The sequence below is a fragment of the Pseudomonas salmasensis genome (genome assembly GCF_014268375.2).
Classification (GTDB): domain Bacteria; phylum Pseudomonadota; class Gammaproteobacteria; order Pseudomonadales; family Pseudomonadaceae; genus Aquipseudomonas; species Aquipseudomonas salmasensis.
Genome location: NZ_CP077083.1, coordinates 198,043 through 223,231 on the forward strand (window position 1 = coordinate 198,043; position 25,189 = coordinate 223,231).

19 protein-coding genes are annotated in these 25,189 nt (G+C 62.3%); 15 read left to right on the forward strand and 4 right to left on the reverse strand.

The window, feature by feature from the left end; translation table 11 throughout:
* From cobN to HU731_RS00810, 3 genes are read left to right on the forward strand one after another with little or no spacing between them, the layout of a single operon-like run.
* Positions 1–3,762: a cobaltochelatase subunit CobN gene (gene cobN, locus HU731_RS00800; RefSeq protein WP_186606620.1), complete on the forward strand. Its 3,762-nt coding sequence runs from the start codon at positions 1–3 to the stop codon at positions 3,760–3,762.
* Positions 3,762–4,766: a magnesium chelatase ATPase subunit I gene (locus HU731_RS00805; RefSeq protein ID WP_186606621.1), complete on the forward strand. Its 1,005-nt coding sequence runs from the start codon at positions 3,762–3,764 to the stop codon at positions 4,764–4,766. The genes cobN and HU731_RS00805 overlap by 1 nt, the downstream gene beginning before the upstream one ends.
* 53 nt (positions 4,767–4,819) lie before the next feature.
* Positions 4,820–5,422: a vWA domain-containing protein gene (locus HU731_RS00810; protein ID WP_186606622.1), complete on the forward strand. Its 603-nt coding sequence runs from the start codon at positions 4,820–4,822 to the stop codon at positions 5,420–5,422.
* A gap of 123 nt (positions 5,423–5,545) precedes the next feature.
* On the opposite strand, the gene HU731_RS00815 is transcribed toward HU731_RS00810, so the two are convergent.
* A complete protein-coding gene (locus HU731_RS00815) occupies positions 5,546–6,493 on the reverse strand; it encodes a DUF1853 family protein (RefSeq protein ID WP_186606623.1) in 948 nt (315 codons plus the stop codon).
* Positions 6,494–6,637: 144 nt separating this feature from the next.
* Between HU731_RS00815 and HU731_RS00820 the strand changes: the two genes are divergently transcribed.
* From HU731_RS00820 to pepN, 6 genes are read left to right on the forward strand one after another with little or no spacing between them, the layout of a single operon-like run.
* On the forward strand, positions 6,638–7,528 hold the full coding sequence (locus tag HU731_RS00820; protein ID WP_003190745.1) for an NAD(+) kinase: 891 nt from the start codon (positions 6,638–6,640) through the stop codon (positions 7,526–7,528).
* Positions 7,525–8,499 carry a metallophosphoesterase gene (locus tag HU731_RS00825; RefSeq protein WP_437180734.1) on the forward strand — a complete coding sequence of 325 codons (975 nt, stop codon included), beginning with the start codon at positions 7,525–7,527 and terminating at the stop codon, positions 8,497–8,499. The genes HU731_RS00820 and HU731_RS00825 overlap by 4 nt, the downstream gene beginning before the upstream one ends.
* On the forward strand, positions 8,496–9,365 hold the full coding sequence (locus tag HU731_RS00830; protein WP_186606625.1) for a rhomboid family intramembrane serine protease: 870 nt from the start codon (positions 8,496–8,498) through the stop codon (positions 9,363–9,365). The genes HU731_RS00825 and HU731_RS00830 overlap by 4 nt, the downstream gene beginning before the upstream one ends.
* Before the next feature lie 14 nt (positions 9,366–9,379).
* Complete coding sequence (locus HU731_RS00835; RefSeq protein ID WP_003190750.1) at positions 9,380–9,640, forward strand: YeaC family protein; 261 nt, start codon at positions 9,380–9,382, stop codon at positions 9,638–9,640.
* Positions 9,637–10,467: a DUF2797 domain-containing protein gene (locus HU731_RS00840; RefSeq protein WP_032892171.1), complete on the forward strand. Its 831-nt coding sequence runs from the start codon at positions 9,637–9,639 to the stop codon at positions 10,465–10,467. Before HU731_RS00835 ends, HU731_RS00840 begins: the two co-directional genes overlap by 4 nt.
* Before the next feature lie 13 nt (positions 10,468–10,480).
* Positions 10,481–13,138 carry an aminopeptidase N gene (pepN, locus tag HU731_RS00845; protein ID WP_186606626.1) on the forward strand — a complete coding sequence of 886 codons (2,658 nt, stop codon included), beginning with the start codon at positions 10,481–10,483 and terminating at the stop codon, positions 13,136–13,138.
* 137 nt (positions 13,139–13,275) lie between these two features.
* Here the strand turns inward: pepN and HU731_RS00850 are convergent, their stop codons facing one another.
* From HU731_RS00850 to HU731_RS00860, 3 genes are read right to left on the reverse strand one after another with little or no spacing between them, the layout of a single operon-like run.
* Entirely contained in the window at positions 13,276–14,118 is an 843-nt protein-coding gene (locus tag HU731_RS00850) for a metal-dependent hydrolase (RefSeq protein WP_186606627.1), read from the reverse strand.
* A 15-nt stretch (positions 14,119–14,133) separates the two neighbouring features.
* A complete protein-coding gene (locus HU731_RS00855; protein ID WP_186606628.1) occupies positions 14,134–15,024 on the reverse strand; it encodes an SDR family NAD(P)-dependent oxidoreductase in 891 nt (296 codons plus the stop codon).
* Positions 15,021–16,559, reverse strand: a complete 1,539-nt coding sequence (locus HU731_RS00860; protein ID WP_186606629.1) for a flavin-containing monooxygenase — start codon at positions 16,557–16,559, stop codon at positions 15,021–15,023. Before HU731_RS00860 ends, HU731_RS00855 begins: the two co-directional genes overlap by 4 nt.
* Positions 16,560–16,846: 287 nt before the next feature.
* On the opposite strand from HU731_RS00860, the gene HU731_RS00865 reads away from it, so the two are divergent.
* The 6 genes from HU731_RS00865 to HU731_RS00890 all read left to right on the forward strand — a co-directional run bounded on the left by HU731_RS00865 (position 16,847) and on the right by HU731_RS00890 (position 25,033).
* The gene (locus tag HU731_RS00865) at positions 16,847–17,845 is read left to right on the forward strand and encodes an alpha/beta fold hydrolase (RefSeq protein WP_186606630.1); all 999 of its coding nucleotides are present in this window, start codon (positions 16,847–16,849) and stop codon (positions 17,843–17,845) included.
* A 295-nt stretch (positions 17,846–18,140) separates the two neighbouring features.
* A complete protein-coding gene (locus tag HU731_RS00870) occupies positions 18,141–19,421 on the forward strand; it encodes an alkane 1-monooxygenase (protein ID WP_186606631.1) in 1,281 nt (426 codons plus the stop codon).
* 125 nt (positions 19,422–19,546) lie between these two features.
* Entirely contained in the window at positions 19,547–20,041 is a 495-nt protein-coding gene (praA, locus tag HU731_RS00875) for an alkane oxidation protein activator PraA (protein WP_186606632.1), read from the forward strand.
* A gap of 134 nt (positions 20,042–20,175) precedes the next feature.
* A complete protein-coding gene (gene praB, locus HU731_RS00880; RefSeq protein WP_186606633.1) occupies positions 20,176–20,670 on the forward strand; it encodes an alkane oxidation protein activator PraB in 495 nt (164 codons plus the stop codon).
* A gap of 132 nt (positions 20,671–20,802) precedes the next feature.
* Positions 20,803–22,260: an outer membrane protein transport protein gene (locus HU731_RS00885; RefSeq protein WP_186606634.1), complete on the forward strand. Its 1,458-nt coding sequence runs from the start codon at positions 20,803–20,805 to the stop codon at positions 22,258–22,260.
* A gap of 262 nt (positions 22,261–22,522) precedes the next feature.
* Complete coding sequence (locus HU731_RS00890) at positions 22,523–25,033, forward strand: acyl-CoA dehydrogenase (protein WP_186606635.1); 2,511 nt, start codon at positions 22,523–22,525, stop codon at positions 25,031–25,033.
* Positions 25,034–25,189 lie beyond the last annotated feature (156 nt).

A 25,189-nucleotide genomic window follows, 5' to 3' on the forward strand; every position in this document is an offset into this window, starting at 1 on the left:
ATGCACCTGCTCAGGACCCAACCCGGTGGTTTCGTCGCGGACGACAATATTGCCGACCTTGGCCAGACCCCCGCTGAGCTGGTGATCCTGTGCAGCGGCGATTCCAGCCTGGCACTGCTCGCCGAAGCCGCCCAGCAATTGCCCGAGGATTACCCCAGCCTGCGCCTGGCCAACCCGATGCAGGTGCAGAACCATGCCTCGGTTGACCTGTACGTCGACGAGGTGCTGCGCCACGCCAAGGTCATCCTGCTGTCATTGCACGGCGGCATCGGCTATTGGCGCTACGGCATCGAGCGCCTGGTGGAGTTGGCCGAGCGCGGCGTCACCCTGATCCTGGTGCCGGGTGACGACCGCCCAGACCCGGAACTCAGCGGCCTGAGCACCGTTGCTGCCGAACACCGCGAGCGCCTGTGGCACTTCCTGCGCCAAGGTGGCCTGGGCAATGCCCTGGATTTTTACCACTGCCTGGCCAGTGCCCACCTGGGCCGCGACTATGCCTGGGCCGAGCCGCAAACCCTGCCGCGCACGGCGATCTACCACCCGCGCAACGCCAATGCCCGCCTCAATGACTGGCAGGCCGATTGGCACGCCGATTGGCCCGTGGCTGCGGTGCTGTTCTACCGCTCCCATTTACAGGCGGCCAATACCGGTTTTATTGATGTGTTCTGCCAGCGCTTACAGGCGGCGGGCCTCAACCCCTTGCCTATCGCGGTGGCCAGTTTGAAAGAACCCGGCTGCCTCACGGTGGTCGAGGACCTGCTGGATGACGTGCAAGCCGCGGTAATTCTGAACACCACCGGCTTTGCCCAATCGAGCCCGGAAGCGCCGCATTTGCGCCCGTTTCGCCGTAATATCCCGGTGATCCAGGCGATCTGCGCCCAGGACAACCAGCCCGGCTGGCAGGCCAGCGAACAAGGCCTGGGGCCCCGTGACCTGGCGATGCATATCGCCTTGCCGGAGCTGGACGGGCGCATCATCAGCCGGCCGATCAGTTTCAAGGACCTGGCCTGGCGCAGCGAGCGCAGCCAGTCGGACGTGGTGTGCTACCGCGCAGCGCCCGAACGCATGGACTTTGTCGCGGAGCTGGCACGCCGCTGGGTCGCGTTGGCGCGGGTGCCCAATGCACAGAAACGGATTGCGTTGATCCTCGCCAACTACCCAACCCGCGACGGTCGCATCGGCAACGGCGTAGGCCTGGACACCCCTGCGGCAGCGCTGAATATCCTGCGCGCCTTGCAAACCGAGGGCTACCCGGTGGCGGAGCGGCTGCCCGACAGTGGCACCGCGCTGATCCATGAACTGCTCGGCGGCGTCACCAACGATCTCGACAGCCTCGACCTGCGCCCCTGCCATCAAAGCCTGAGCCTTGTGGAATACCAGGCGATGTTTGATCGCTTGCCGGCCTCCAATCGCCAGGCCGTGCTGGAGCGTTGGGGCGCCCCGCAAAACGATCCGATGTGCCGCGATGGCCGCATGATGATCGCCGGCCTGCGCCTGGGCCTGACCTTCGTCGGCATCCAGCCGGCCCGGGGTTACCAGGTGGATGCCAGCGCCGTGTACCACGACCCGGACCTGGTGCCGCCCCATGGCTACCTGGCGTTCTATTTCTGGCTGCGCCATACCTACGGCGCCCACGGCGTGATCCATGTGGGCAAGCACGGCAACCTGGAATGGCTGCCCGGCAAAGGCGTGGGCCTGTCGGAGCACTGCTGGCCGGATGCACTGCTGGGGCCGCTGCCGAATATCTACCCGTTTATCGTCAACGACCCGGGTGAGGGCGCCCAGGCCAAGCGGCGCACCCAGGCGGTGATCATCGACCACCTGATGCCACCGCTGACCCGCGCCGAAACCTACGGCCCGCTGCGTGATCTGGAGCTGCTGGCCGACGAGTATTACGAGGCGCAATTGCTCGACCCGCGTCGTGCCCTGGAGCTGCAAAAAGACATCCTCAAGCTGGTGCGCGAAACCCGTATCGACCAGGAGCTTGAACTGGGCAGTGAGGCGGACGCGGCGGTGTGGCTGCCGCGCCTGGATACCTACCTGTGCGACTTGAAGGAATCGCAGATCCGCGATGGCCTGCATATCTTTGGTGAGTCGCCCGAAGGCCGTTTGCGTATCGACACCTTGCTGGCGCTGTTGCGCATTCCCCGTGGCGATGGCCGGGGCCCGCAGTCGAGCCTGTTGCGTGTGCTGGCCAAGGCGTTCGAGTTGGGGTTTGATCCGCTCGATTGCGCATTGGCCGAGCCCTGGACGGGGCGGCGCCCGTTGGTGTTGCAGAAGATTGACGATCAGTTGTGGCGCACGGCCGGGGATACCCGTGAACGTCTGGAGTTGTACGCGGCACGCTTGATCGAGCAGGCATTGGAAGGGCCCATCGAGCAGTTGGAAGAGCCCGGCTGGGAGGAGGTGAAGTCGGTGGTCGAAAGCCTGCGCATTGTCGTCGCGCCACGCCTGGATGCCTGCGGCCCGGCGGAGATGCGCGGTTTGCTCGATGCCTTGAGTGGGCGCTTTGTCCCGGCGGGGCCCAGCGGTGCGCCGAGTCGCGGTCGGCTGGATGTGCTGCCCACGGGGCGTAACTTTTTTACCGTGGACGTGCGCAACCTGCCAACCACCACGGCCTGGCGCATCGGGTTCCAGTCGGCCAACCTGATTCTTGAGCGGCACCTGCAAGACCACGGCGACCACCTGCGTCAGCTCGGCCTGTCGGTGTGGGGCACCGCCACCATGCGCACCGGCGGTGACGATATTGCCCAGGCCATGGCGCTGATGGGCGTGCGCCCGGTGTGGGCCACCGGCAGCCAGCGGGTGGACGACTTTGAAATACTGCCAATCAGCTTATTGGACCGCCCGCGTGTGGACGTGACCCTGCGTGTGTCCGGGTTCTTCCGCGATGCGTTTGCCAACCTGATCCGCCTGTTCGATGCGGCAGTGCAGGCAGTGGCGGCCCTGGATGAACCCGACGACATGAACCCGCTGGCCGCCAAGGTGCGCAGCGAACGCCAAGCGCTGCTTGAGTCGGGCCTGGATGAAGCAGCAGCGGCCAAACAGGCCGGCTGGCGCATTTTTGGCGCCAAGCCGGGTGCCTATGGCGCGGGCGTGCAGGGCGCGATTGACGGGCGCCTGTGGCAGAGCCGCGAGGACTTGGCCGAGGTCTACCTGAACTGGGGCGGTTACGCCTACGGTGGCTCCGATGAAGGCACTGCCGCCCGCGAGCAATTTGCCCAGCGTTTGAGCCAGGTGCAGGCGGTGTTGCAGAACCAGGACAATCGCGAGCACGATTTGCTCGACTCCAATGACTACTACCAATTCCAGGGCGGCATGCTGGCCGCCGTGGAAACCCTGAGCGGTGACAAGGCCGCCAGCTACCATGGCGACCACAGCCAGCCGGACGTGCCGAAAATCCGCACCTTGAAGGAAGAGCTCAACCGGGTGATCCGTTCCCGCGCGGCCAACCCCAAGTGGATCGAAGGCGTGAAGCGCCATGGCTATAAAGGCGCGTTTGAAATGGCCGCGACCGTGGACAACCTGTTCGCCTTCGACGCTACCACCGCGCTGATTGACGATCACCAATACGCCTTGCTCGCCGATGCCTACCTGCTGGACCCGGACACCCGCGCCTTCGTGCAGCAGCACAACCCCGATGCCCTGCGCGACATGACCGAACGCATGCTTGAAGCCCAGCAGCGTGGTTTGTGGCAAGCGCCGGGGGCGTATCGCGAGGCCTTGGAAAACCTGTTGCTGGACATAGAAGAAGACAGCTGATGACTGATACTCCCCATTTCCCGCTGTCCGCCGTGGTCGGCGCCGATGACTTGAAGCTCGCGCTGTGCCTGGCTGCCATCGACCCGAAGATCGGCGGCGTGCTGATCGAAGGGCCACGGGGCATGGCCAAGTCCACCCTGGCCCGTGGGCTGGCAGACCTGCTGGCCAGCGGGCAATTTGTCACCTTGCCCCTGGGCGCGACCGAAGAGCGGCTGGTCGGTACCTTGGACCTGGACGCTGCACTGGGCGAAGGCCGCGCGCAATTCTCCCCCGGCGTGTTGGCCAAGGCCGACGGCGGCGTGTTGTACGTGGATGAAGTCAACCTGCTGGCGGACCACTTGGTGGACCTGCTGCTGGACGTGGCCGCCAGTGGCACCAACCTGATCGAACGCGACGGGATTTCCCATCGCCATGCGGCGCGCTTTGTATTGATCGGCACCATGAACCCGGAGGAGGGCGAGCTGCGCCCGCAGTTGCTCGACCGCTTTGGCTTCAACGTGGCCTTGAGCGGGCAGACCTTGCCCGCCGAGCGCGGGCAGATCATCCGGCGTCGTTTGGATTTTGACACTGACCCAACTGCGTTCTGCGCGCAGTGGGCGCCAGCCCAAGCCGCCTTGCGCGAGCGCTGCACCCAGGCGCGAGCACGGCTTGACAGTATCGCCCTGGATGACCAGGCGTTGGCCCGCATCACCGAGCGCTGCTTTGCCGCAGGGGTAGACGGCCTGCGTGCCGACCTGGTCTGGTTGCGGGGCGCCCGTGCCCACGCGGCGTGGCGTGGTGCGGCCGCTATCGAGCAGGAAGATATCGATGCGGTGGCAGAATTTGCCTTGCGCCATCGTCGTCAGCAACAGACTCCGCCAGGCTCGCCGCCCCAGCCGAATGACGGGCCGTCGCCTTCCCCCTCTGACACCTCGTCCGGGCAAGGCCAATGGGGCGATATGCCCGCACTCGCCTTGCCCACGGGCGCTCGCCGCGATGTACCCACCTGGCCAAAAAAGCCCTAGGCATCCGCCCCCGACCTGACGCGGGGGCGGATGCCCGGCCCCAAGCGGGGCGATTGAACACCGGCCGGCAGGGCAAGGCCCGCAGCGCACAGCGCGGGGCGATCAATTGGCCGGGCACGTTGCTCGGTGGTCGGCCGCAATGCCGTGCGGACCTGCTGTTCCATTTGCGTAGCCGGTCAGCCCCCGAGCTGTGGCTGGTGATTGTCGATGCCTCGGCGTCCACGCGGCGCCACCGGGCGTTGACCGATGCCAAGGGGTTGTTGGCCCAGCTGTTTGACGATGCTTATCGGCAACGGGCGCGCATGGCGTTGCTCACGGCTAGCGGGCCGTCACCGAAGTGGCAAGTGCAAGGCATGAAGGCGGCGAAAGGCTTGGCCGAGTGGTTGGAGCAGTTGGGTGCGGGCGGCGGGACGCCGTTGCTGGCTGCGCTGACGGAGGCGGGGCATTGGTTGGCGGCACGGCGCAAGCGCTATCCCGCCGAGCAGCAGAAGGTGCTGGTGTTGACCGATGGGCGGCTCAAGGCGATGGGCGCGCTGCCGCGATTGGAGTGCCCAGGCGTGTTGATTGACATCGAGCGTGGGCCGATCAGGTTGGGGCGGGCGCAGGAATTGGCGGTGGGGTTGCAGTTGGATTATCAACATATAGATGATGTGTAGTGCCAGGGAGGGCGCATTCGCGAGCAAGCCCGCTCCCACATTTGTCCGCATTCCAAAGGATGTACTGGGTCAAATGTGGGAGCGGGCTTGCTCGCGAAGAGGCCCTCAAACACACCACACCTATCAGCCTGCCCCCGGCACATTCGGCCAAAGATCCGCCACCAGAAACAACCGCTCGGCTTCCTCCCACTCCTCACCGTTGGGCACCATGCGCACCAGCAACTGCGCCGGGGCCATCGGGTCCAGGTCTGCCAGCCAGTCTTGCATCTGCACTTCACTCCACATTTCATCAGTCGGGTAATGCGCGGGCGCCAGCCAGGCATGGCGGGGCAGGGGTTGCCAGCGGCCCGCTGGGCGGGTGCTCACAAACTCCGCCCAATCGCGCTGATGCAACCAGCGCCCACGCAGGTGCTGCGGGTGAGCTCCGAGGGGGGAGTGCGCCGCGCCGGGCCAGGGATAGAGCAGATAGCCGCCGAGCCACAAATGCGCATCGAATGCTTGGATATCCAGCGCCGCCAAGGCCTCGCGGCTTTCTGCCCGCGCGGAGATCGGCAGTTGATGCTGGGCCAGGTGCGCCAGTTTGCGGTCCAGCCGGTCATGGCAGCCAGGCCCCAGCCATTGCGCGGCGTCCTGGCCATTGCCATCCTGCGGGCCCAGGTAGAGTTTGATCGCCAGCTCCAGGTGGTGCACGCCATCGCGGTCGCGCAGCAGCATGTCCAGCTCGCCCAAGGTATGCCCGGCACGGCGGATCGGCAGGTTGGCAGCCAGTAACTCCACGCCTGGCGCATGCTGCACCGCGAATTGCCATAAGCGTTCGTAATACAGGCCCAGGCGCCGGGTGCGTGACAGGCTCAGCCACTGCTGCAACGCGCTGCTGTCCTGGTCCAGCTGGCGCAGCCAGGCTTCGAGCTGGTGAGGGGCCTGCACCCAGTCACTGCCGGCCAGCGGGTGGCGTTGCGGCCATGGCGTTTGCGCCAGCATCGGCGGCGCGAGCATCACCCACGCCAGGTCGCGCACCTCGGGGTGGCGCAGTTGGCGGGGCAGGGTGTGCAAGTCGGGGAATGGCGTCATGCTCCGAGCATAGCCTTTTCAGCGCGCAGAAGGTGCCTGAGAACCATTGTCATCAAGGCGTGGCGGCGACAAAGGATTTTGCCTGAGGCGGCCTTTCGCCCATAATCGCTCTTTTTGCCTCACCCCAGATCCCGCAGGAGCCCCATGGAGCACTTTCGCAATATCGGCATTATCGGTCGCCTGGGCAGTACCCAGGTGTTGGACACCGTCCGCCGGCTGAAGAAGTTTCTGCTCGAGCGCCACCTGCATGTGATCCTCGAAGACACCATCGCTGAAATCCTCCCCGGCCACGGCCTGCAAACCTCGTCGCGCAAGATGCTCGGCGAAGTGTGCGACATGGTCATCGTGGTCGGCGGCGATGGCAGCCTGCTCGGCGCCGCCCGGGCGCTGGCACGGCATAATGTGCCGGTGCTGGGGATCAACCGCGGCAGCCTGGGGTTTCTCACTGACATCCGCCCCGATGAGCTGGAAGTCGAAGTGGCCAAGGTGCTCGACGGCCATTACCTGGTAGAGAACCGCTTCCTGTTGCAAGCCGAAGTGCGCCGCCACGGCGAGGCGATCGGCCAGGGCGATGCCCTCAACGATGTAGTGCTGCACCCTGGCAAGTCCACGCGCATGATCGAGTTCGAACTGTATATCGACGGCCAGTTCGTGTGCAGCCAGAAGGCCGACGGCCTGATCGTCGCCACGCCCACAGGTTCCACTGCCTACGCGCTGTCGGCCGGTGGCCCGATCATGCACCCCAAGCTCGATGCCATTGTGATCGTGCCGATGTACCCCCATATGTTGTCCAGTCGGCCAATAGTGGTCGATGGCAACAGTGAGCTGAAAATCGTGGTGTCCAAAGACATGCAAATCTACCCGCAAGTCTCCTGCGACGGGCAGAACCATTTCACCTGCGCCCCCGGTGACACCATCACCGTGAGCAAGAAGGCACAGAAGTTGCGCTTGATCCACCCGCTGGATCACAACTACTACGAAGTGTGCCGCACCAAGTTGGGCTGGGGCAGCCGCTTGGGAGGTGGAGGCGACTGATGCTCGATCCCGCGCGTAGCTACGACCTGATTGGTGACGTGCACGGTTGCGCTCATACCCTTGAGCACTTGCTCGACCAATTGGGTTACCACAAGCAGGGCGGCACCTGGCGCCATCCGTCACGCATGGCCGTGTTCCTGGGCGATATCATCGACCGTGGCCCACGCATCCGTGAGGCGCTGCATATCGTCCACGATATGACCGAGGCCGGCCAGGCGCTGTGCATCATGGGCAACCACGAGTTCAATGCGCTGGGCTGGACCACGCCGGCACCGCCGGGCAGTGGCAAGCAGTTCGTGCGTGAGCACAACCCGCGCCACGCCCACTTGATCCAAGAGACCCTGACCCAGTTCGAACACCACCCGGCTGATTGGCACGACTTCCTCGGCTGGTTCTACGACATGCCGCTGTTTGTCGATGCCGGGCGTTTCCGCGTGGTGCACGCGTGCTGGGATGAAGGCTTCATCCAGCCGTTGCGCGCCACCTTCCCGGATGGCTGCATCGACCAACACTTCCTGCAATCCGCCGCCGTACCGGGCAGTTTCGCCTGCAATGCATTCGATCGCCTGTTGCGCGGCACCGATATGCGCCTGCCCGATGGGCTCACCCTGACCGGTGGCGATGGCCTGACGCGTTCGTTCTTTCGCACCAAGTTCTGGGAAGACGACCCCAAGACCTACGGCGACATCGTGTTCCAGCCCGACGCCTTGCCAGAGCCGGTGGCGCGCACGCCGTTGTCGTCCACGCAAAAGAATTCCCTGCTGCGCTACGGCGTCGATGAACCGCTGTTGTTCGTCGGCCACTACTGGCGCAGCGGCAAACCGGCGCCGATCCGCCCGAACCTGGCCTGCCTGGACTACAGCGCCGTGCTGTACGGCAAGCTGGTGGCGTATCGACTGGACCAGGAAACCCAACTGGATCCGCGTAAATTCGTATGGGTCGACGTTGAGCGACCAGAGGCCATCCCATGAGTACCGTAGCTGTATTGCGCTTGCCCCTGAGCGTCGACCTGGGCGGCTTCGTCAAGTTGCTGCACCGCATGCAGGTGCCGCACCGCGTCAGCGAGGAGGCGGGTGAGCAGGTGCTGTGGGTGCCCGAGGCCATTAGCGACGACGTGCGCGTGTTGTATCAACGTTTCCCCGCTGGCGACCCGGACCAGCAACTGGACATTCCCGAGCAGGCGCCGGTTGCGCGGCCAGGTTTTGTCCAGCAGGTGCGCCACAGCCCCGTCACCGCGCTGGTGCTGTTGGCCAGTCTCATCGTCGCTGCCGTGACCCTGCTGGGTGAAAACCTGCAAACCATGGCCTGGCTGACCTTCCTGCCGTTCCGCGTGCTGGGCGAGTACATCCAGTTCACGCCGCTGGCTGACACCCTGGCCTTGGGGCAGTGGTGGCGCCTGGTCACGCCGATGCTGATCCACTTCGGCATCCTGCATCTGGCCATGAATGGCATGTGGTACTGGGAGCTTGGCCGGCGCATTGAAGCGCGCCAGGGCGGTATCAACCTGCTGGGCCTGACCCTGTTGTTCAGCCTGGCCTCCAACTACGCGCAATACGCCTACGGTGGCCCCGGCTTGTTTGGCGGCTTGTCCGGCGTGTTGTACGGCCTGCTCGGGCACTGCTGGATCTTTCAATTATTGTCGCCCAACCCGGCCTATCGCCTGCCCCGTGGGGTGCTGGTGATGATGCTGGTGTGGCTGCTGCTCTGCCTGTCGGGGCTGGTCTCGATGATCGGTTTCGGCGAAATCGCCAACGCGGCCCATGTGGGCGGCTTGGTCATCGGTTGCTTGACGGGTTTGCTTGGCGGTTTGTACAACCGTCGCAAAGCGTCTATTTGATAAGGAAGAGCCTTATGTCCTCTTTTGCTGAAATGATCGAAAACATCACCCCGGACATCTACGAGAGCCTCAAGCTCGCGGTAGAGATCGGCAAATGGTCCGATGGCCGCAAGCTCACCGCCGAGCAGCGCGAATTGTCGCTGCAAGCGATGATCGCCTGGGAAATCCAGAACCTGCCGGAAGAGCAACGCACCGGCTATATGGGCCCGCAGGAGTGCGCGTCGAAATCGGCACCGGTACCCAACATCCTGTTCAAGTCGGATGCGATCCATTGATTGAAATTGGTCGCGGTGCAGTCAGCAAAATGTCGGCGCAACTCGGTGAGCCGACCGTTCAATACGCCTTTCGCTTAGGAAGCACCGAGGTGCCGGTCAATCCGCTGATCGGCACCCATGTACGCCTGGAGTACCTGGGCGCGATTCATTGCAGCCATTGCGGGCGCAAGACCAAGACCAGCTTCAGCCAGGGCTATTGCTACCCCTGCATGACCAAGCTGGCCCAGTGTGACCTGTGCATCATGAGCCCCGAGCGTTGCCATTACGACGCCGGTACCTGCCGCGATCCGGGCTGGGGCGAGACATTCTGCATGACCGACCACGTGGTGTACCTGGCCAACTCGTCGGGCATCAAGGTCGGCATTACGCGGGCTACGCAGTTGCCCACCCGTTGGTTGGACCAGGGCGCCAGCCAGGCGTTGCCGATCATGCGCGTGGCGACGCGCCAGCAATCGGGCTTTGTCGAAGACCTGTTTCGCAGCCAGGTGGCCGACAAGACCAACTGGCGCGCTTTGCTCAAGGGCGATGCGCAATCGGTGGACCTCAAGCAGGTGCGTGACGAGCTGTTCGCCTCTTGCGCCGAGGGCTTGCTGGGTTTGCAGGAACGCTTTGGCCTGCAAGCCATCCAAACCATTGCCGACATAGAGCCGATTGAAATCCGCTACCCGGTCGAGCAGTATCCGACCAAGATCGTCAGCTTCAACCTGGACAAGAACCCGATTGCCGAAGGCACGTTGCTGGGGATCAAGGGCCAATACCTGATCTTCGACACCGGCGTCATCAACATTCGTAAATACACGGCCTACCAGCTCGCCGTGCATCAGTAGAAGGATCCCCAGCATGCGCACCGAACAACCGAAGATGATTTACCTGAAGGACTATCAGGCGCCGGACTACCTGATCGACGAGACGCACCTGACCTTCGAGTTGTTCGAGGACCACAGCCTGGTCCACGCGCAGCTGGTGATGCGCCGCAACCCCGAGCGTGGCACTGGCCTGCCACCGCTGGTGCTCGATGGCCAGCAGCTTGAGTTGCTGAGCGTCACCCTTGCGGATCAGGAACTGACCGCCGCCGATTACCAGCTGACCGACAGCCACCTGACCCTGCAGCCTCAGAGTGAAACCTTCACCCTGGACACCACGGTCAAGATCCACCCGGAAACCAACACTGCCCTGGAAGGCTTGTACAAATCCAGCGGTATGTTCTGCACCCAGTGCGAGGCCGAAGGTTTCCGCAAGATCACCTATTACCTCGACCGCCCGGACGTGATGAGCGTGTTCACCACCACGGTGATCGCCGAGCAACACCGCTACCCGGTGCTGTTGTCCAACGGCAACCCGATCGCCAGCGGCCCCGGTGAAGACGGCCGGCACTGGGCGACCTGGGAAGACCCGTTCAAGAAACCGGCGTACCTGTTTGCGTTGGTGGCCGGTGACCTGTGGTGCGTTGAAGACAGCTTCACCACCATGACCAACCGCGAAGTCGCGCTGCGCATCTACGTCGAGCCGGAAAATATCGACAAGTGCCAGCACGCCATGACCAGCCTGAAAAAATCCATGCGCTGGGACGAAGAGACCTACGGCCGCGAGTACGACCTGGACATCTTCATGATCGTCGCGGTCAACGACTTCAACATGGGCGCCATGGAGAACAAGGGCCTCAATATCTTCAACTCCAGCGCCGTGCTGGCCCGTGCCGAAACCGCCACCGATGCCGCCCACCAGCGCGTCGAGGCCATCGTTGCCCACGAATACTTCCACAACTGGTCGGGCAACCGCGTGACCTGCCGCGACTGGTTCCAGCTGTCGCTCAAGGAAGGCTTCACCGTGTTCCGCGACTCGGGCTTCTCTGCCGACATGAACTCGGCCACGGTCAAGCGCATCCAGGACGTGGCGTACTTGCGTACCCATCAGTTCGCTGAAGATGCCGGCCCCATGGCCCACGCCGTGCGCCCGGACAGCTTTATCGAGATCTCCAACTTCTACACCCTGACCGTCTATGAAAAGGGCTCGGAAGTGGTTGGCATGATCCACACCCTGCTCGGTGCCGAGGGCTTTCGCAAAGGCAGCGACCTGTATTTCGAACGCCATGACGGCCAGGCCGTGACCTGCGACGACTTCATCAAGGCCATGGAAGACGCCAATGGCGCCGACCTCAGCCAGTTCAAGCGCTGGTACAGCCAGGCCGGCACCCCACGCCTGGCGGTGAGCGAAGCCTACGATGCGGCGGCCAAGACCTACAGCCTGACCTTCCGCCAGAGCTGCCCACCCACGCCGGACAAGGTCGAGAAGTTGCCCTTCGTGATCCCGGTGGCGCTGGGCTTGCTGGACGGGCAGGGCGCCGGCATTGCCTTGCGTCTGGCCGGTGAAGCGACGGCGGGCGACACTTCGCGGGTAATCTCGGTGACCGAAGCGGAACAGACCTTTACCTTCGTCGACATCGCTGAAAAACCCTTGCCTTCGTTGCTGCGTGGGTTCTCGGCACCGGTGAAGCTGAGCTTTCCCTACAGCCGCGATCAACTGATGTTCCTGATGCAGCACGACAGCGACGGTTTCAACCGCTGGGATGCCGGCCAGCAATTGGCCGTGCAGGTATTGCAGGAACTGATCGGCCAGCACCAGGCGGGCCAGCCGCTGAAGCTTGATCAACGCCTGATCGATGCGCTGCGCACGGTATTGAGCGATGAAAGCCTGGACCAGGCCATGGTCGCCGAAATGCTCTCGCTGCCGAGCGAAGCCTACCTCACGGAAATCAGCGAAGTGGCGGATGTGGACGCCATCCACGCTGCCCGCGAGTTTGCCCGCAAGCAACTGGCCGATAACCTGTTCGAAGGGTTGTGGTTGCGCTACCAGGCCAACCGCGAGCTGTCCAAGCAAACGCCTTACGTGGCAGAGGCCGAGCACTTCGCTCGGCGTGCGCTGCAGAACATCGCGCTGTCGTACTTGATGCTCAGCGGCAAGCCAGAAGTGTTGGCGGCCACCCTGGATCAGTTCGACACCAGCGATAACATGACCGAACGCCTGACCGCGTTGGCGGTGCTGGTGAACTCGCCGTTTGAAGCAGAGAAAGCCCAGGCCTTGGCGGTGTTTGCCGAGAACTTCAAGGACAACCCGCTGGTCATGGACCAATGGTTCAGCGTACAGGCCGGCAGCACCTTGCCGGGCGGGCTGGCGCGGGTCAAGGCGTTGATGCAGCACCCTGCGTTCACCATCAAGAACCCCAACAAGGTGCGCGCGCTGGTGGGCGCCTTTGCCGGGCAGAACCTGATCAACTTCCATGCGGCGGATGGCTCGGGCTATCGCTTCCTGGCGGACCTGGTGATTCAACTCAATACCTTGAACCCGCAGATTGCCTCGCGCCAACTGGCGCCGTTGACGCGCTGGCGTAAATACGACAGCGCACGGCAGGCGCTGATGAAAGCGGAGCTGGAGCGCATCCTGGGCGCGGGTGAGCTGTCCAGTGATGTGTTTGAGGTGGTCAGCAAGAGCCTGGCGTAACCCTCACTGCTTTATGTAGGAGCGAGCTTGCTCGCGAGAAACTCACAGGCGCCGCGTCCATTCAGGAAGCACGCGTCATCGTTGACGTTTTTCGCGAGCAAGCTCGCTCCTACAGACGGCAGGATTAATCCCTGACACTAGGCCGACTCATAGCCGCGGCGCGTACGCTCTATCTCTTCGACCAACCGGTCAATGCCCGCCAACCGCGCCCGGTTGTCATGATCCCAGGGATGAAAGCCCGGCTTGAAGTAATGCAGCCACGGCCGGAACATCCGTGGAAACACACCCTTGGGCCCATACAAGAATTTAACCATGCGCCACAGCCCCTTGAGCGTGCCACCCGAAGTGCGGTCGGCAATCAACAGGCGCACGTGAAAGTCCAGCACCACCACCCAGAACAGCATGCTGGTGGTCAGCATGGTGCCGGTGCGCAGCAGGTAACGCGCAGGCCCTGGCTTGATCACGGTGTTCCACACATCGAACGCCACGGCTTTATGTTCGGTCTCTTCCAGGGCGTGCCAGTACCACATCTGCTGGTACCCCTTGAGTGAGTCGCCAAAGCGCGACGGGTCGCTGAGCAGGATTTCCGCGAGCATCGCGGTGTAGTGTTCCAGGGCGATGGTCACCGCCAGGTTGAACGACGGTGGCAGGTGTTTTTTCTGCAGGTCGAGGAAGAACTTCAGGCGTCGGTCGAGGGTGTGCGCCGGCAGGCCGGCGGCTTGCAGCAAGTCGTTATAGGCCACATGCTCGCGGCTGTGCATGGCCTCCTGGCCGATAAACCCCTGGATCTCTTTTTTCAGTTCGGCATCGTCGATCTGCCCACGGTAGTGGCGCACGCTGTCCATGAAGAACAGCTCGCCCTGGGGAAACAGCAGCGACAAGGCATTGAAGAAGTGACTGACCACAGGCCCTTGTTCATGCCAGTTCTTGATGCGCTCGGCAGGTAAGGCAAAACGGATATCGCGACGGATCGGCAACATGGTGCGTGCTCCTGTTCAGAGTCGAGGCTCGTCGTTGGTTTCAAACACTGGCGTGCGCGGCTTGGGCGCCATGCGTTTGCTGGCAAACACCACCAGGGCCTGATAGGCCGCCGGCAGGCAACGGGCGAGCAGGTCGAGGAAATAGGCATCGCGGCCAATCAGCACGCGGCGCTTGTTTTTGCGTACGCCTTGCAGGATCACGTTGGCGGCCTGGTCGGCGTCGGTGATGAAGAGTTTTTCGAAGTCGGCGCGGGCTTGCTGCTCGCTGTGGATGAGAAAGCCGGTCATGTTCGCGTCGATGCGGCTGCTGCGGCAGATATCGGTACGAATGCCGCCGGGGTGTACGCAGGTGGCCGACACGCCGCAGCGTTGCAGATCGAGTTCCTGGCGCAAGGCTTCGGTGAAACCGCGCACGGCGAACTTGGTGGCGTTGTAGCCGCTCATGCCCGGCTGGGCGAACAGGCCGAACACGCTGGACGTATTGATGATATGCCCGTCGCCGCTGGCCTTGAGGTACGGCAGAAATGCCTTGGTGCCATGCACCACTCCCCAGAAGTTGATGCCGACGATCCATTCCAGGTCGGCGTAATCCACCCCTTCGACGGTGCTCGACAGCGCCACCCCGGCATTGTTGAACACCAGATTGACCTGGCCGTGCTCGGCCGCACAACGCGCTGCCCACGCCTGCATGGCCTGGCGGTCGGAGACGTCCAGCACTTGGGTGGTGACGGTAACCGGCGACAAAGTCGAGGTGTGGATCAGGTCCTGGGTCTGTTCCAGGCCCTGGCTGTTTTTGTCTGCCAGCGCCAGGTGACACCCTTCCCGCGCCAGGGCCAAAGCCAGTGCGCGGCCCATGCCGGAAGCCGCGCCGGTGATCGCCGCGACGCGGCCGTTGAATGACTTCATGACAGGCTGCCTTCTGTGGTGGAGTGGGGCGTTGCAACCGCTCGCGGCAGGGCGGGCGCGGGCGCCTGGCTGACGCTGTAGTCCTTGAGGGCAAAATGCCGGGTGACCTGCTTGAAGCGCCAGGTCGAGCCGGGCCACAGCGTGGTGTTCTTGCCAGTGCGCGGGTCGAGGTACCAGCTCTGGCAGCCGCCGGTGTTCCAGATGGTGCGCTTGAGTTTGTCCTGCAACTGCTGGTTGTAGGCGTGCTCCACGGCGGGTTTGACCTCTACCGTGGTAAGGCGCTGGCGCTGCATGTGTTTCAGGGCGTCGAGGATGTAAGCGACCTGGGCCTCGATCATCAGGATCATCGAGTTATGCCCCAGGCCAGTGTTGGGGCCGACGATCAGAAACAGGTTCGGGTAGCCCGGCACGGTGGTGCCTTTGTAGGCATGGGCGCCATCGCGCCAGGCGTCCATCAGGTCGATGCCGTCACGGCCGATGATGCAGCCACGGGGCAACGGGTCGCTGGCCTGGAAACCCGTGCCGAAGATCAGGCAATCGGCGGGGTGCTTGATACCGTCGGCGGTGATCACGCCGTCGGCTTCGATGCGCAGCACGCTGTCGGTGACCACCTCGACATTGCTGCGCGAGAGTGCCGGGTAGTAATCGTTGGAGATCAGCACGCGCTTGCAGCCGATGGTGTAGTCCGGCGTCAGGGTTTTGCGCAGGGAAGGGCGGGCCACCTGTTTGCGCAGGTGACGCAGGGCGATTTTCTGCACCATTTTCATCAGGCGTGGATGCAGGGCAAAGCCCACCACGCGGCCTTCCAGTGCCCAGTAAAGTGCAGCGCGCACCAGCCGTTGGGTGAGCGGTACGTGCTTGAAAAGCCAGCGTTCGGCAGCCGAAAGCGGCCGATCAGGCTTGGGCATGATCCACGGCGGCGTGCGCTGGAACAGGTCCAGGTGCGCCACCTGCGGTGCGATCTGCGGCACGAACTGGATGGCGCTGGCACCGGTGCCGATCACCGCCACGCGCTTGCCCTTCAAGGCGTACTCGTGATCCCACTGCTGGGAGTGGAAGCGCTTGCCCTTGAAGCTGTCCAGCCCTGGGATATCCGGCATGGCCGGGCGTGACAAGCCCCCCATGCCCGACACCAGCACCCGTGCGCTGACCTGGCGGCCGTCGCTGAAGGTCAGCTGCCAGCGCAGCTGCTGTTCATCAAACACCGCACGTTGCAGGCCCATGCCAAAGCGTAAGTAGGGCGCCAGCTCGAAGCGTTTGGCGCAGTCTTCCAGATAGGCGCGAATCTCGGGTTGCGCCGCGAACTGTCGCGTCCAGTTCGGGTTGGGCGCGAAGGAAAACGAATACACATGGGACTGCACGTCGCAGGCGCACCCTGGGTAGTGGTTGTCGCGCCAGGTGCCGCCGAGGGTTTGGGCCTGTTCGGCGATAAAGAAGTCGGTGAGCCCGGCTTCCTTGAGTTTGATCGCCATGCACAGGCCCGCGAACCCGGAGCCGATGATGGCGATGTCGATTGAGTCACTGGGGGCATTCATAAGGCTGCCTCGTCAATAAAACGCTTGGGCATCGGATGTGCTCCTGTTTTTGTTTTGTCTTTTAGATAGAACACCATTGCAAAGGAAAATTGAATTAATTATTTTAAAAAAGATTTTAAATAATCTACCTGAAAAATTCGCCTACGCTAGGACCTTGTTGCGCATGAGCGATTTGTCCGACGGACGAACGTGGTATGCATGAAGTGTAGGTCCAGGGTGTGGACGATGGCTGAGGCCAGGCCAATTCCGGTCGGGTCGCCAGCAGCAGGGAAGCAGAGGACCGAGCTATGGCTGTGGAGTGGGTTGTCGCTGCGGGTGTGCTGGTGGGCGCCAGCGCGGTGTTATGGGGCTTGAGTGCCTGGATGACGCGGCGCATTGAAGCGACCGTGCCAATCAACGGGCGCTTCGTCGAGGTGGATGGCGAGCGCTTTCATTATGTCGAAGAGGGCAAGGGCCCGCCGCTGGTGATGATCCATGGGCTGATGGGCAGCAGTCGCAACCTGACCTATGCCTTGTCCGGCCAGTTGCGTGAGCATTTTCGCGTCATCAGCCTCGACCGGCCGGGCTCAGGCTATTCCACCCGGCGCAGCGGCACGCCGGCAGACTTGCCAGCCCAGGCGCGACAAATCGCGGCCTTTATCCATACGCTGGACCTGGACAAACCGCTGGTACTGGGGCACTCCCTGGGCGGCGCGATTGCCCTGGCGCTGGCCCTCGACCATCCCCATGCCGTCTCCGGGTTGGTGCTGGTTGCGCCCTTGACTCACCCCCAACGCATGCTGCCGCTGGTGTTTCTGTCTCTGGCCGTGCGCCCGGCCTGGCTGCGGCGCTGGGTGGCCCACACCTTGACCCTGCCCATCGGCCTGCTGACCAAAGACTCGGTGGTGAAGGGCGTATTCGCCCCCGATCCTGCACCACCGGACTTCGCCACCCGTGGCGGCGGCTTGCTGGGCATGCGCCCCGACAACTTCTACGCCGCGTCCACCGAGATAAACCGGGTCAACGACCACCTGCCGGACATGGTCAAGCGCTACCCCCAACTGACCCTGCCCATCGGCCTGATCTACGGTGGGCAAGACAAGGTGCTCGACTTCCAGAAACACGGGCAGGCCCTGGCCAGCACGGTGCCAGGGCTGAAAATGCAGGTGATCGAAGGCCGCGGGCATATGTTGCCGATCACCGCCACCGAGCGCGTGGCGGCGCTGGTGGAACAGGTGGCCAAGCGGGTTCGACCCGGTGAAAACGTCAGGTCCTTACACCCACCTGTCGCCCTGGCGAGGCAGTAATAGCACTACCCGACTCGCGGTTCATGGGCGTTGATGCCTGCCTTCAACCCTGACCAAACGGCTGAAAAGAGACTGCCCGGTCACGGAAAAAAGGGCTGGAAAAACTAGTTGACGACCTAACGATTCCGCGCTATTTATTTAAAAAAATTATTTCAATGTGTAATTTGAAATTATTTTTGAAATGCCTAAGAGCGAATAAAATAATGAAAAAAACGCCTTTTATCGCATGCATGATTTTTCGCAGCAGTCAGCGCACCGCTGCCGCATTGCCTACCGTATGTGTACGGAGGCTGCCATGAACCAGACGCTGGCAGCTGCGACCGTGTGGGCCGACGGCAAACGTTACCTGTGGTGGCTCGGCATCATGCCGCTGGCCACTCCCTTACTCTCCGGCGCCCTTGCCATCACCACAGGCGTGCAACAACTGTGGTGGGTGGGCGTACTGGTGATCTTCGGCTTGATCCCGCTGATCGACGGCCTGCTCGGCGAAGACGTCAGCAACCCGCCCGAATCTGCGGTCAGCCACCTCGAATCCCAACGCTACTACCGCTGGATCGTCTACACCGGCGTGCTGTTTGTGATTGCCTCGGTGGTCATCACCGGTTGGCTCGCTGCGGGCGGTATCGACTGGATCATCAACGGCGGCCTGTTGCACGCCACGGCCAGCCTGGAACCCTCGAACTGGCTGGCCAAGACCGCCGCGTTCATCACCGCCCGCACCCAGCTGCACGGTGAGATCAGTGGGTGGACGTATGTGGGCATGGCCATGTCCACCGGCGCCGCCACGGGTATTGCCATCAATACCGCCCATGAGCTGGGGCACAAACCCAAGCCCCTGGAAGTGTTCCTGGCCAAGGTCACCCTGGCGCCGACGTTCTACGGGCACTTCTACACCGAACATAACCGTGGCCATCACGTACGGGTCGCCACGCCGGAAGACCCTGCCAGCTCGCGCCTCGGTGAGAGCTTCTGGGCCTTCCTGCCGCGTTCGGTGTGGTTCAGCGCCGTGTCGGCCTGGAACCTGGAGCGCGAACGCCTGCGCAAACTCGGCCTGCCGGCGCTGCACTGGAAGAACGGCGTGCTCAGCGCCTGGATGTACAGCGTGGTGTTGTGGGGCGCGATGATTGCCTGGCTGGGGGCGGCGGTGATTCCGTTCCTGATTATCCAGGGTATCTACGGGTTCTCGTTGCTGGAAGTGGTGAATTATGTCGAGCATTACGGCCTCAAGCGTCAGAAGTTGCCCAACGGCCGTTATGAACGCTGCTCGCCGCGCCACTCGTGGAACAGTAATCGGATTGTCACCAATATCTTTCTGTTCCAGTTGCAACGGCACTCCGATCACCATGCCAACCCCACGCGTAGTTATCAGTCGCTGCGTCACTTTGATGAATCACCGCAACTTCCGTATGGCTACGCCAGCATGATTGTCTGGGCCTATGTGCCGTACTTGTGGCGGCGGCGCATGGACCATCGCGTACTCAATCACTATGCCGGTGATATCAACCTGACCAATCTTCAACCGTCAAAGCGCTTGAAGTACCTGGAAAAGTACAGCGGTAGCGCCAAGCCATTTTGAGATGAAGTAAGCCTTCAGGGGGGACTCGGGATCTGTGTATCGCGCAGGTCCTTATCGCCCGGAATATTGAATGCAAGCACCTGGTTTGACCCTACAACAATAATTTCAAGGGAAGGACGTACGCCATGCAAAGTTCTGCCAAGTTCACCGCCCACATCCTGTTGGCGGCCATGGGCCTGATTGTGTATCACCAGGCCCAGGCTGCGCGTATCGAACCTGCGGGCAGTGCCTTCACTGCCCAGGGGCCTATCAGCTTCTCCAAAGGCAAGCTTATCAGTGCCGATTGCACCATCAAGGTGGCCGGCAAGGTTGCAGCCGATGGTTCATCGGTGAATGTCGACAAAGTCGAGTTCGACGGTGGCCTCAAGTGCAGCCGCGTCGAAGCCATCAACTTGCCCTGGGTGTTAATCGCCAAAGACACAACAAGTGGCTCCATGTCGAAGATCAGCGTGGATGTGCATGCCTTTGGCCTGGGCGGCAAGTGCGGGCCTTCGACGGCCGACGGTACCTGGGATAACGCCACCGGCAAGTTGGAGGCCAGCGATGTTGCGATTGGCGAAGACTGCAAGATCAAGACGGTGTCGATCAAGATGCCGCCCAACTTCAAAGTTGTCGACTAACGCGTTCCGACTGTTGCAGCGGTACATGCATTGAAATTTGGCTGGAAAGGGAAGTTCTGCAGTTTCACCGTGACCTCTCGATCATGGCCATTACCCCTGGCGAAATGAATCGCCATAACATGTGAGGAAAAACAATGAAAAGCTTGAAAACTCTCGTGTCGCTCTCTGCCTTGGCTGTTTGCATGGGTGCTGCTTCCATGGCCAACGCCTACAGCATCACGCCTGTTAACTCGAACTTTACGGCGCCTGGCACTATTTCGGTGAAATCACCGTCGTCCTATCAGGCCACCGTTAACTGCACCGCCAACTTTACCGGCAATGTCGACGCCACTGGGGTGGCCAAGATCACCGGGGTGACGGTGAGCGGTAGCGGCCTTTGCGCATTGCCAAAAATCACTGGGTTGCCATGGACATTGACCGCCACCGGCCCAGCGGCAGGTTCGGTCGCCAATGTCGGCTATACCATCGCCGCTTCGGTCCTGTACCCAGCCTCTAATTGTGGCCCATCGACCATCACCGTGGGCTACAGCGGTGGGGTGCTGACGGCGGCCAACCAAGGTCTCAGCAACAACTGCACCGTCGTGAGCCTGAGCGTGACCCCAAGCCCAACCTTCACCATCGTGCCTTGATGGCCGGTCGGAACACTGGGTTGATCACCTGCTGAAAAACTGGCGCCCTTACCGGGCGCCAGTTCAGGCAGTGCCGGGCAGCAAGACGAACGGGCGAGGCCGGTTCACAGGGATAACAAAAAGGAGTGCCGCATGAATAATAAGAAACAACACGTGCAGGTTTTGCTGGGGCTGGCGTTGATGGGAGGGGTAACCGCCTTCATCGCGCCTGCACAGGCTGGCGGTTTTTCAACCCCGACCTACGGCGCACCTGGTTGGGGCAGGGCGTTTGCCGGCGGCTCGTTGTTCAAGAACGACCCGAGCTCGGCCTACAACAACCCGGCCGCCATGGCGTTTGTCGAACACAATGTTGCGCAATTCACGGTCGACTATGCGCGCATCAAGATCAAGTACAAGGGCAGTGCCCAGGATTACGCCGGCAACCCGATTTCCAGTACGCCGTTGGACGAGAATGGTTTTCCCGATGGCGCCGCAACCGCTGTCAATAACAACGACGGTGGCCAGGGTGGCTTCACGGCGTGGCTGCCCACCGGCTTCATGGTGATGCCGTTGGGCGACCGGTTTGCCTTCGGTTTGAGCCAAGTGGTACCTCAGGGCATGCGCTCCACCTGGAATGAAGACTCCAAACTGCGCGACTTTGCCGTGGATACCAAAATCGAAACCGTCGGGTTGACGGGCTCGCTGTCGTTTAAAGTCAACGACCAGTTCTCCGTGGGCGGCGGCATGATCGTGCAGCACAGCAAGGGCTTCGTCAGCCAGAACGTCGACCTGTTGTCCGCTGCGGCAGTGTCGGACTCCGAGCTTGGCGGGATCAACTTCCCCTCAGACGTGGGCCATGCGCTGATGCGGGTCAAGGTCGACAATATTTCCACTGGCTGGTTTGCCGGCGTGGTGTGGAAGCCCACCGAGCGCGACACCCTGGGCCTGAATTACCACGCCAAGATCAAAAACAAGATGACGGGTAAGTACAACCTGTACGCCGATCAGTTTTCCTACAACCTTATGACTCAGCCCAGCCCATTCGGGGGCACCGGTACGCTGGTCAACACCGCCTACCCCGGGCTGGAATTGGCCCCCAACGGTGCGCATGCCAAGGTTCAACTGGATATTCCTGCCACCGCGGGCCTGGATTGGGTGCATCAGTTCAACGATCGCCTGACCTTGGGTGCCAGCGTCACGTGGACCGAATGGTCGTCGTTCAAGGATCTGACGCTCGACTCCGGCGATATGCGCATTGTCTCCATTCCCTACAACTACAAAAACACCTGGATGTACTCCCTCGGCGGTGACTACCGTGCGACCGATGAACTGACCTTGCGTGCCGGCGTGGCTATCGACCAGACGCCTACACGTAACTCCACCCGCGATCCACGCATCCCCGATGGCGACCGTACGTTCCTTTCGCTGGGGGCTGGCTACGATGTGAAGGCGGTCAAGGGCTTGAGCCTGGATGTGGCCTATTCCCATCAGTTCGTGCAGAAGGTCAATCTCAAGACCAAAAACATCGACCGACTGGGCGGCGCAAGCCTGGATGGCAAGGCCGAGTCTTCGGGTGATGTGGTCAGTTTGTCAGCGACCTATGCGTTCTGACGGGGCATAACGACGACGGCGGAGGGCGGCAAGCGCATCTTGCAGCCTTCCTCCGAGGTGCGTCCTTCTGCCGGGTGGTGATGTATTTCGGTGATGGCAGGCTGAGGCATTCAGCCGTGTTTTTTTTGGCTTAACGATTAAATAAAAATTTCAAAACAAAATTTGAATTTACTCTTTGAAGTTTGTAGTGTGGTTTTCAGCCGCAGTTCATATCGAGCTGCCCATGCGTTTGCCACGCCCTGAATCAAGTAGAGGTATCCCCATGCTTATCTGGTTATTGGTGGGTCTCGCCGCCGCGATTGCCCTGGCGTATCGACAAGCCGCCGCCACCTTGTGGCTGGGCGCTGGCCTGGTCTGGTTGGCGGCGGGTTACCTGTTCAACGTGGTGGCCGTGCCGGGCATGACCCTGGCGGCGGTGCTGGTGGTGCTGCCCGCCGTGGTGCTGGCAATCAAACCGCTGCGCCGCAAGCTGCTGACCGCCAAGGCCCTGGGCCTGTTTCGTACGATCATGCCGGCGATGTCCGACACCGAGCGTGCGGCCATCGAGTCCGGCACCGTGTGGTGGGACGCCGAGCTGTTCAGTGGCAAGCCCAACTGGCAGCGCCTGCTGCACGCCGCACCGGCCAGCCTGAGCGCCGAGGAGCAAGCCTTCCTCGACAACGAAGTCGAAACCCTGTGCGACATCGCCAACGACTGGGAAACCACACAAGTCTGGCAGGACATGTCCCCCGAAGGCTGGCAGTACACCAAGGAGGCCGGGTTCCTCGGCATGATCATTCCCAAGCAGTACGGCGGCAAAGGCTTCTCCCACTATGCGCATTCCCAAGTGGTGATGAAGCTGTCGACACGCTGCTCGGCGGCAGCGATTTCGGTAATGGTCCCCAACTCCCTGGGCCCGGCCGAGCTGTTGCTGCATTACGGCACCGACGCCCAGCGCAACTACTACCTGCCGCGCCTGGCACGCGGTGAAGACATCCCGTGTTTCGCCTTGACCAGCCCGTATGCCGGCTCCGATGCAGGCGCGATCCCTGACCTGGGCATTGTCTGCAAAGGTATGCATGAGGGCGAGGAAGTACTGGGTTTCAAAGTGACCTGGGACAAGCGTTACATCACCCTCGGCCCGATTGCCACGGTGCTGGGCCTGGCGTTCCGCGCCGAAGACCCGCAGGGCCTGCTTGGCGCGCCAGGTTCCCTGGGCATTACCTGTGCGTTGATCCCCACCTCCCATCCAGGGGTGAACAGCGGCCGGCGTCACTGGCCGTTGAATGCGGTCTTCCAGAACGGCCCAACCACCGGCAAGGATGTGTTCATTCCCTTGGAATGGGTGATCGGTGGCCGTGAGCAAATCGGTAACGGCTGGCGCATGTTGATGGAATGCCTGGCGGCAGGTCGAGCGATTTCCCTGCCTTCGGCCAACGTCGGCCTGGGCAAAGTGGCGGTGCGCGGTACCACCGCCTATGCGGCGATGCGCAAGCAATTCGGCCTGCCTATCGGCAAGTTCGAAGGTGTGCAGGCGCCGCTGGCGCGCATGGCCGGGCATCTGTATGCCTGCGATGCGGTGCGCAAGGTGTCGGTGGCGTCCCTGGACGCTGGCGAGAAACCCTCGGTGATCTCGGCCATCGCCAAGTACCACGTCACCGAGCGGGCGCGAATCATCGTCAACGACGGCATGGACGTCGTCGCCGGCAAAGGCATCTGCATGGGCCCCAATAACTTCCTCGCCCGTGCCTACCAGCAAAGCCCTATCGCCATTACGGTGGAGGGCGCGAACATCATGACCCGCTGCCTGATCATCTTTGGCCAGGGCTTGATTCGTTGCCATCCCTACGTGTTCCGCGAGATGGAAGCGGCGCACAACCCCGACCGGCGCAAGGCTTTGGAAGACTTCGACAGCGCGATGTTCGGCCATGTGAGTTTTGTCGTTGCCAACACCGTACGCGCAGCGGTGCATGCTCTGACCGGCGGGCGCCTGATTTCGGCGCCGGCCAAGACCGACCCGGCACTGGCTGCCTACTATCGCCAGGCCAATCGGCTGTCGGTGGTGCTGGCGCTGATCTCGGATGTTTCCATGGGCGTGCTGGGCGGTGCCCTCAAGCGCAAGGAAAGTATCACCGGGCGCCTGGGGGATATTTTGTCGCAGCTGTACATCCTGTCTTGCGTGCTCAAGCGTTTCGAGGATGACGGCAGGCCCCAGGCAGATTTGCCGCTGGTGCACTGGGCGGCCCAGGACGCGCTGCTGCGCGCCCATGAAGCCTTGGCCGAAGTGCTCGACAACTACCCGTCAAAACCCGCTGCGGCGCTGGTGCGCACCTTGAGTTTTCCGTTTGGCATCCCGCTGCGCAAGCCTTCGGACCGGCTGTTGGCGCAGGTGGCGGAGGTGGTGCAGACCCCTGGCGAGACCCGCGACCGTTTGCTGGCCAATTCCTACATCCCGCGGCCGGAAGTCGACAAGCTGGCGTATGGCGAACTGGGGTTCCGTTTGCTGCCCCAAGTGGAGCTGATCGAGGCGCGGCTAAAACCCGCCATCAAGCAAGGCCTGCTCGGCTCGCTGCCGATTGCTGCCACGGCCTTTACCGATTGGCGCGTCAAGGCGCGGGCACTGGATTTGATCAGCGACGACGAAGACGCCTTGCTGGCGCGCTATGTGGAATACGCCGACCACGGTATCCAGGTGGATGACTTCCCCCAGGACTTTGGTTTGCTGGAGGCCCTGCAGCAGCGTAAGCAGGCGCTCGAACCAGTGGCCAAACGGCGCAGCGTCCCGGTCAATTAATAGAAACCCGCCCCACAGGTGGGAACTGGATTGCCCTAACTGTAGGAGCGAGCTTGCTCGCGAAAAACTCACAGGCGCCGCGTTCATTCAGGCCGCCCGCGTTATCGTTGACGTTTTTCGCGAGCAAGCTCGCTCCTACAGAAGGCAAGAACTGTG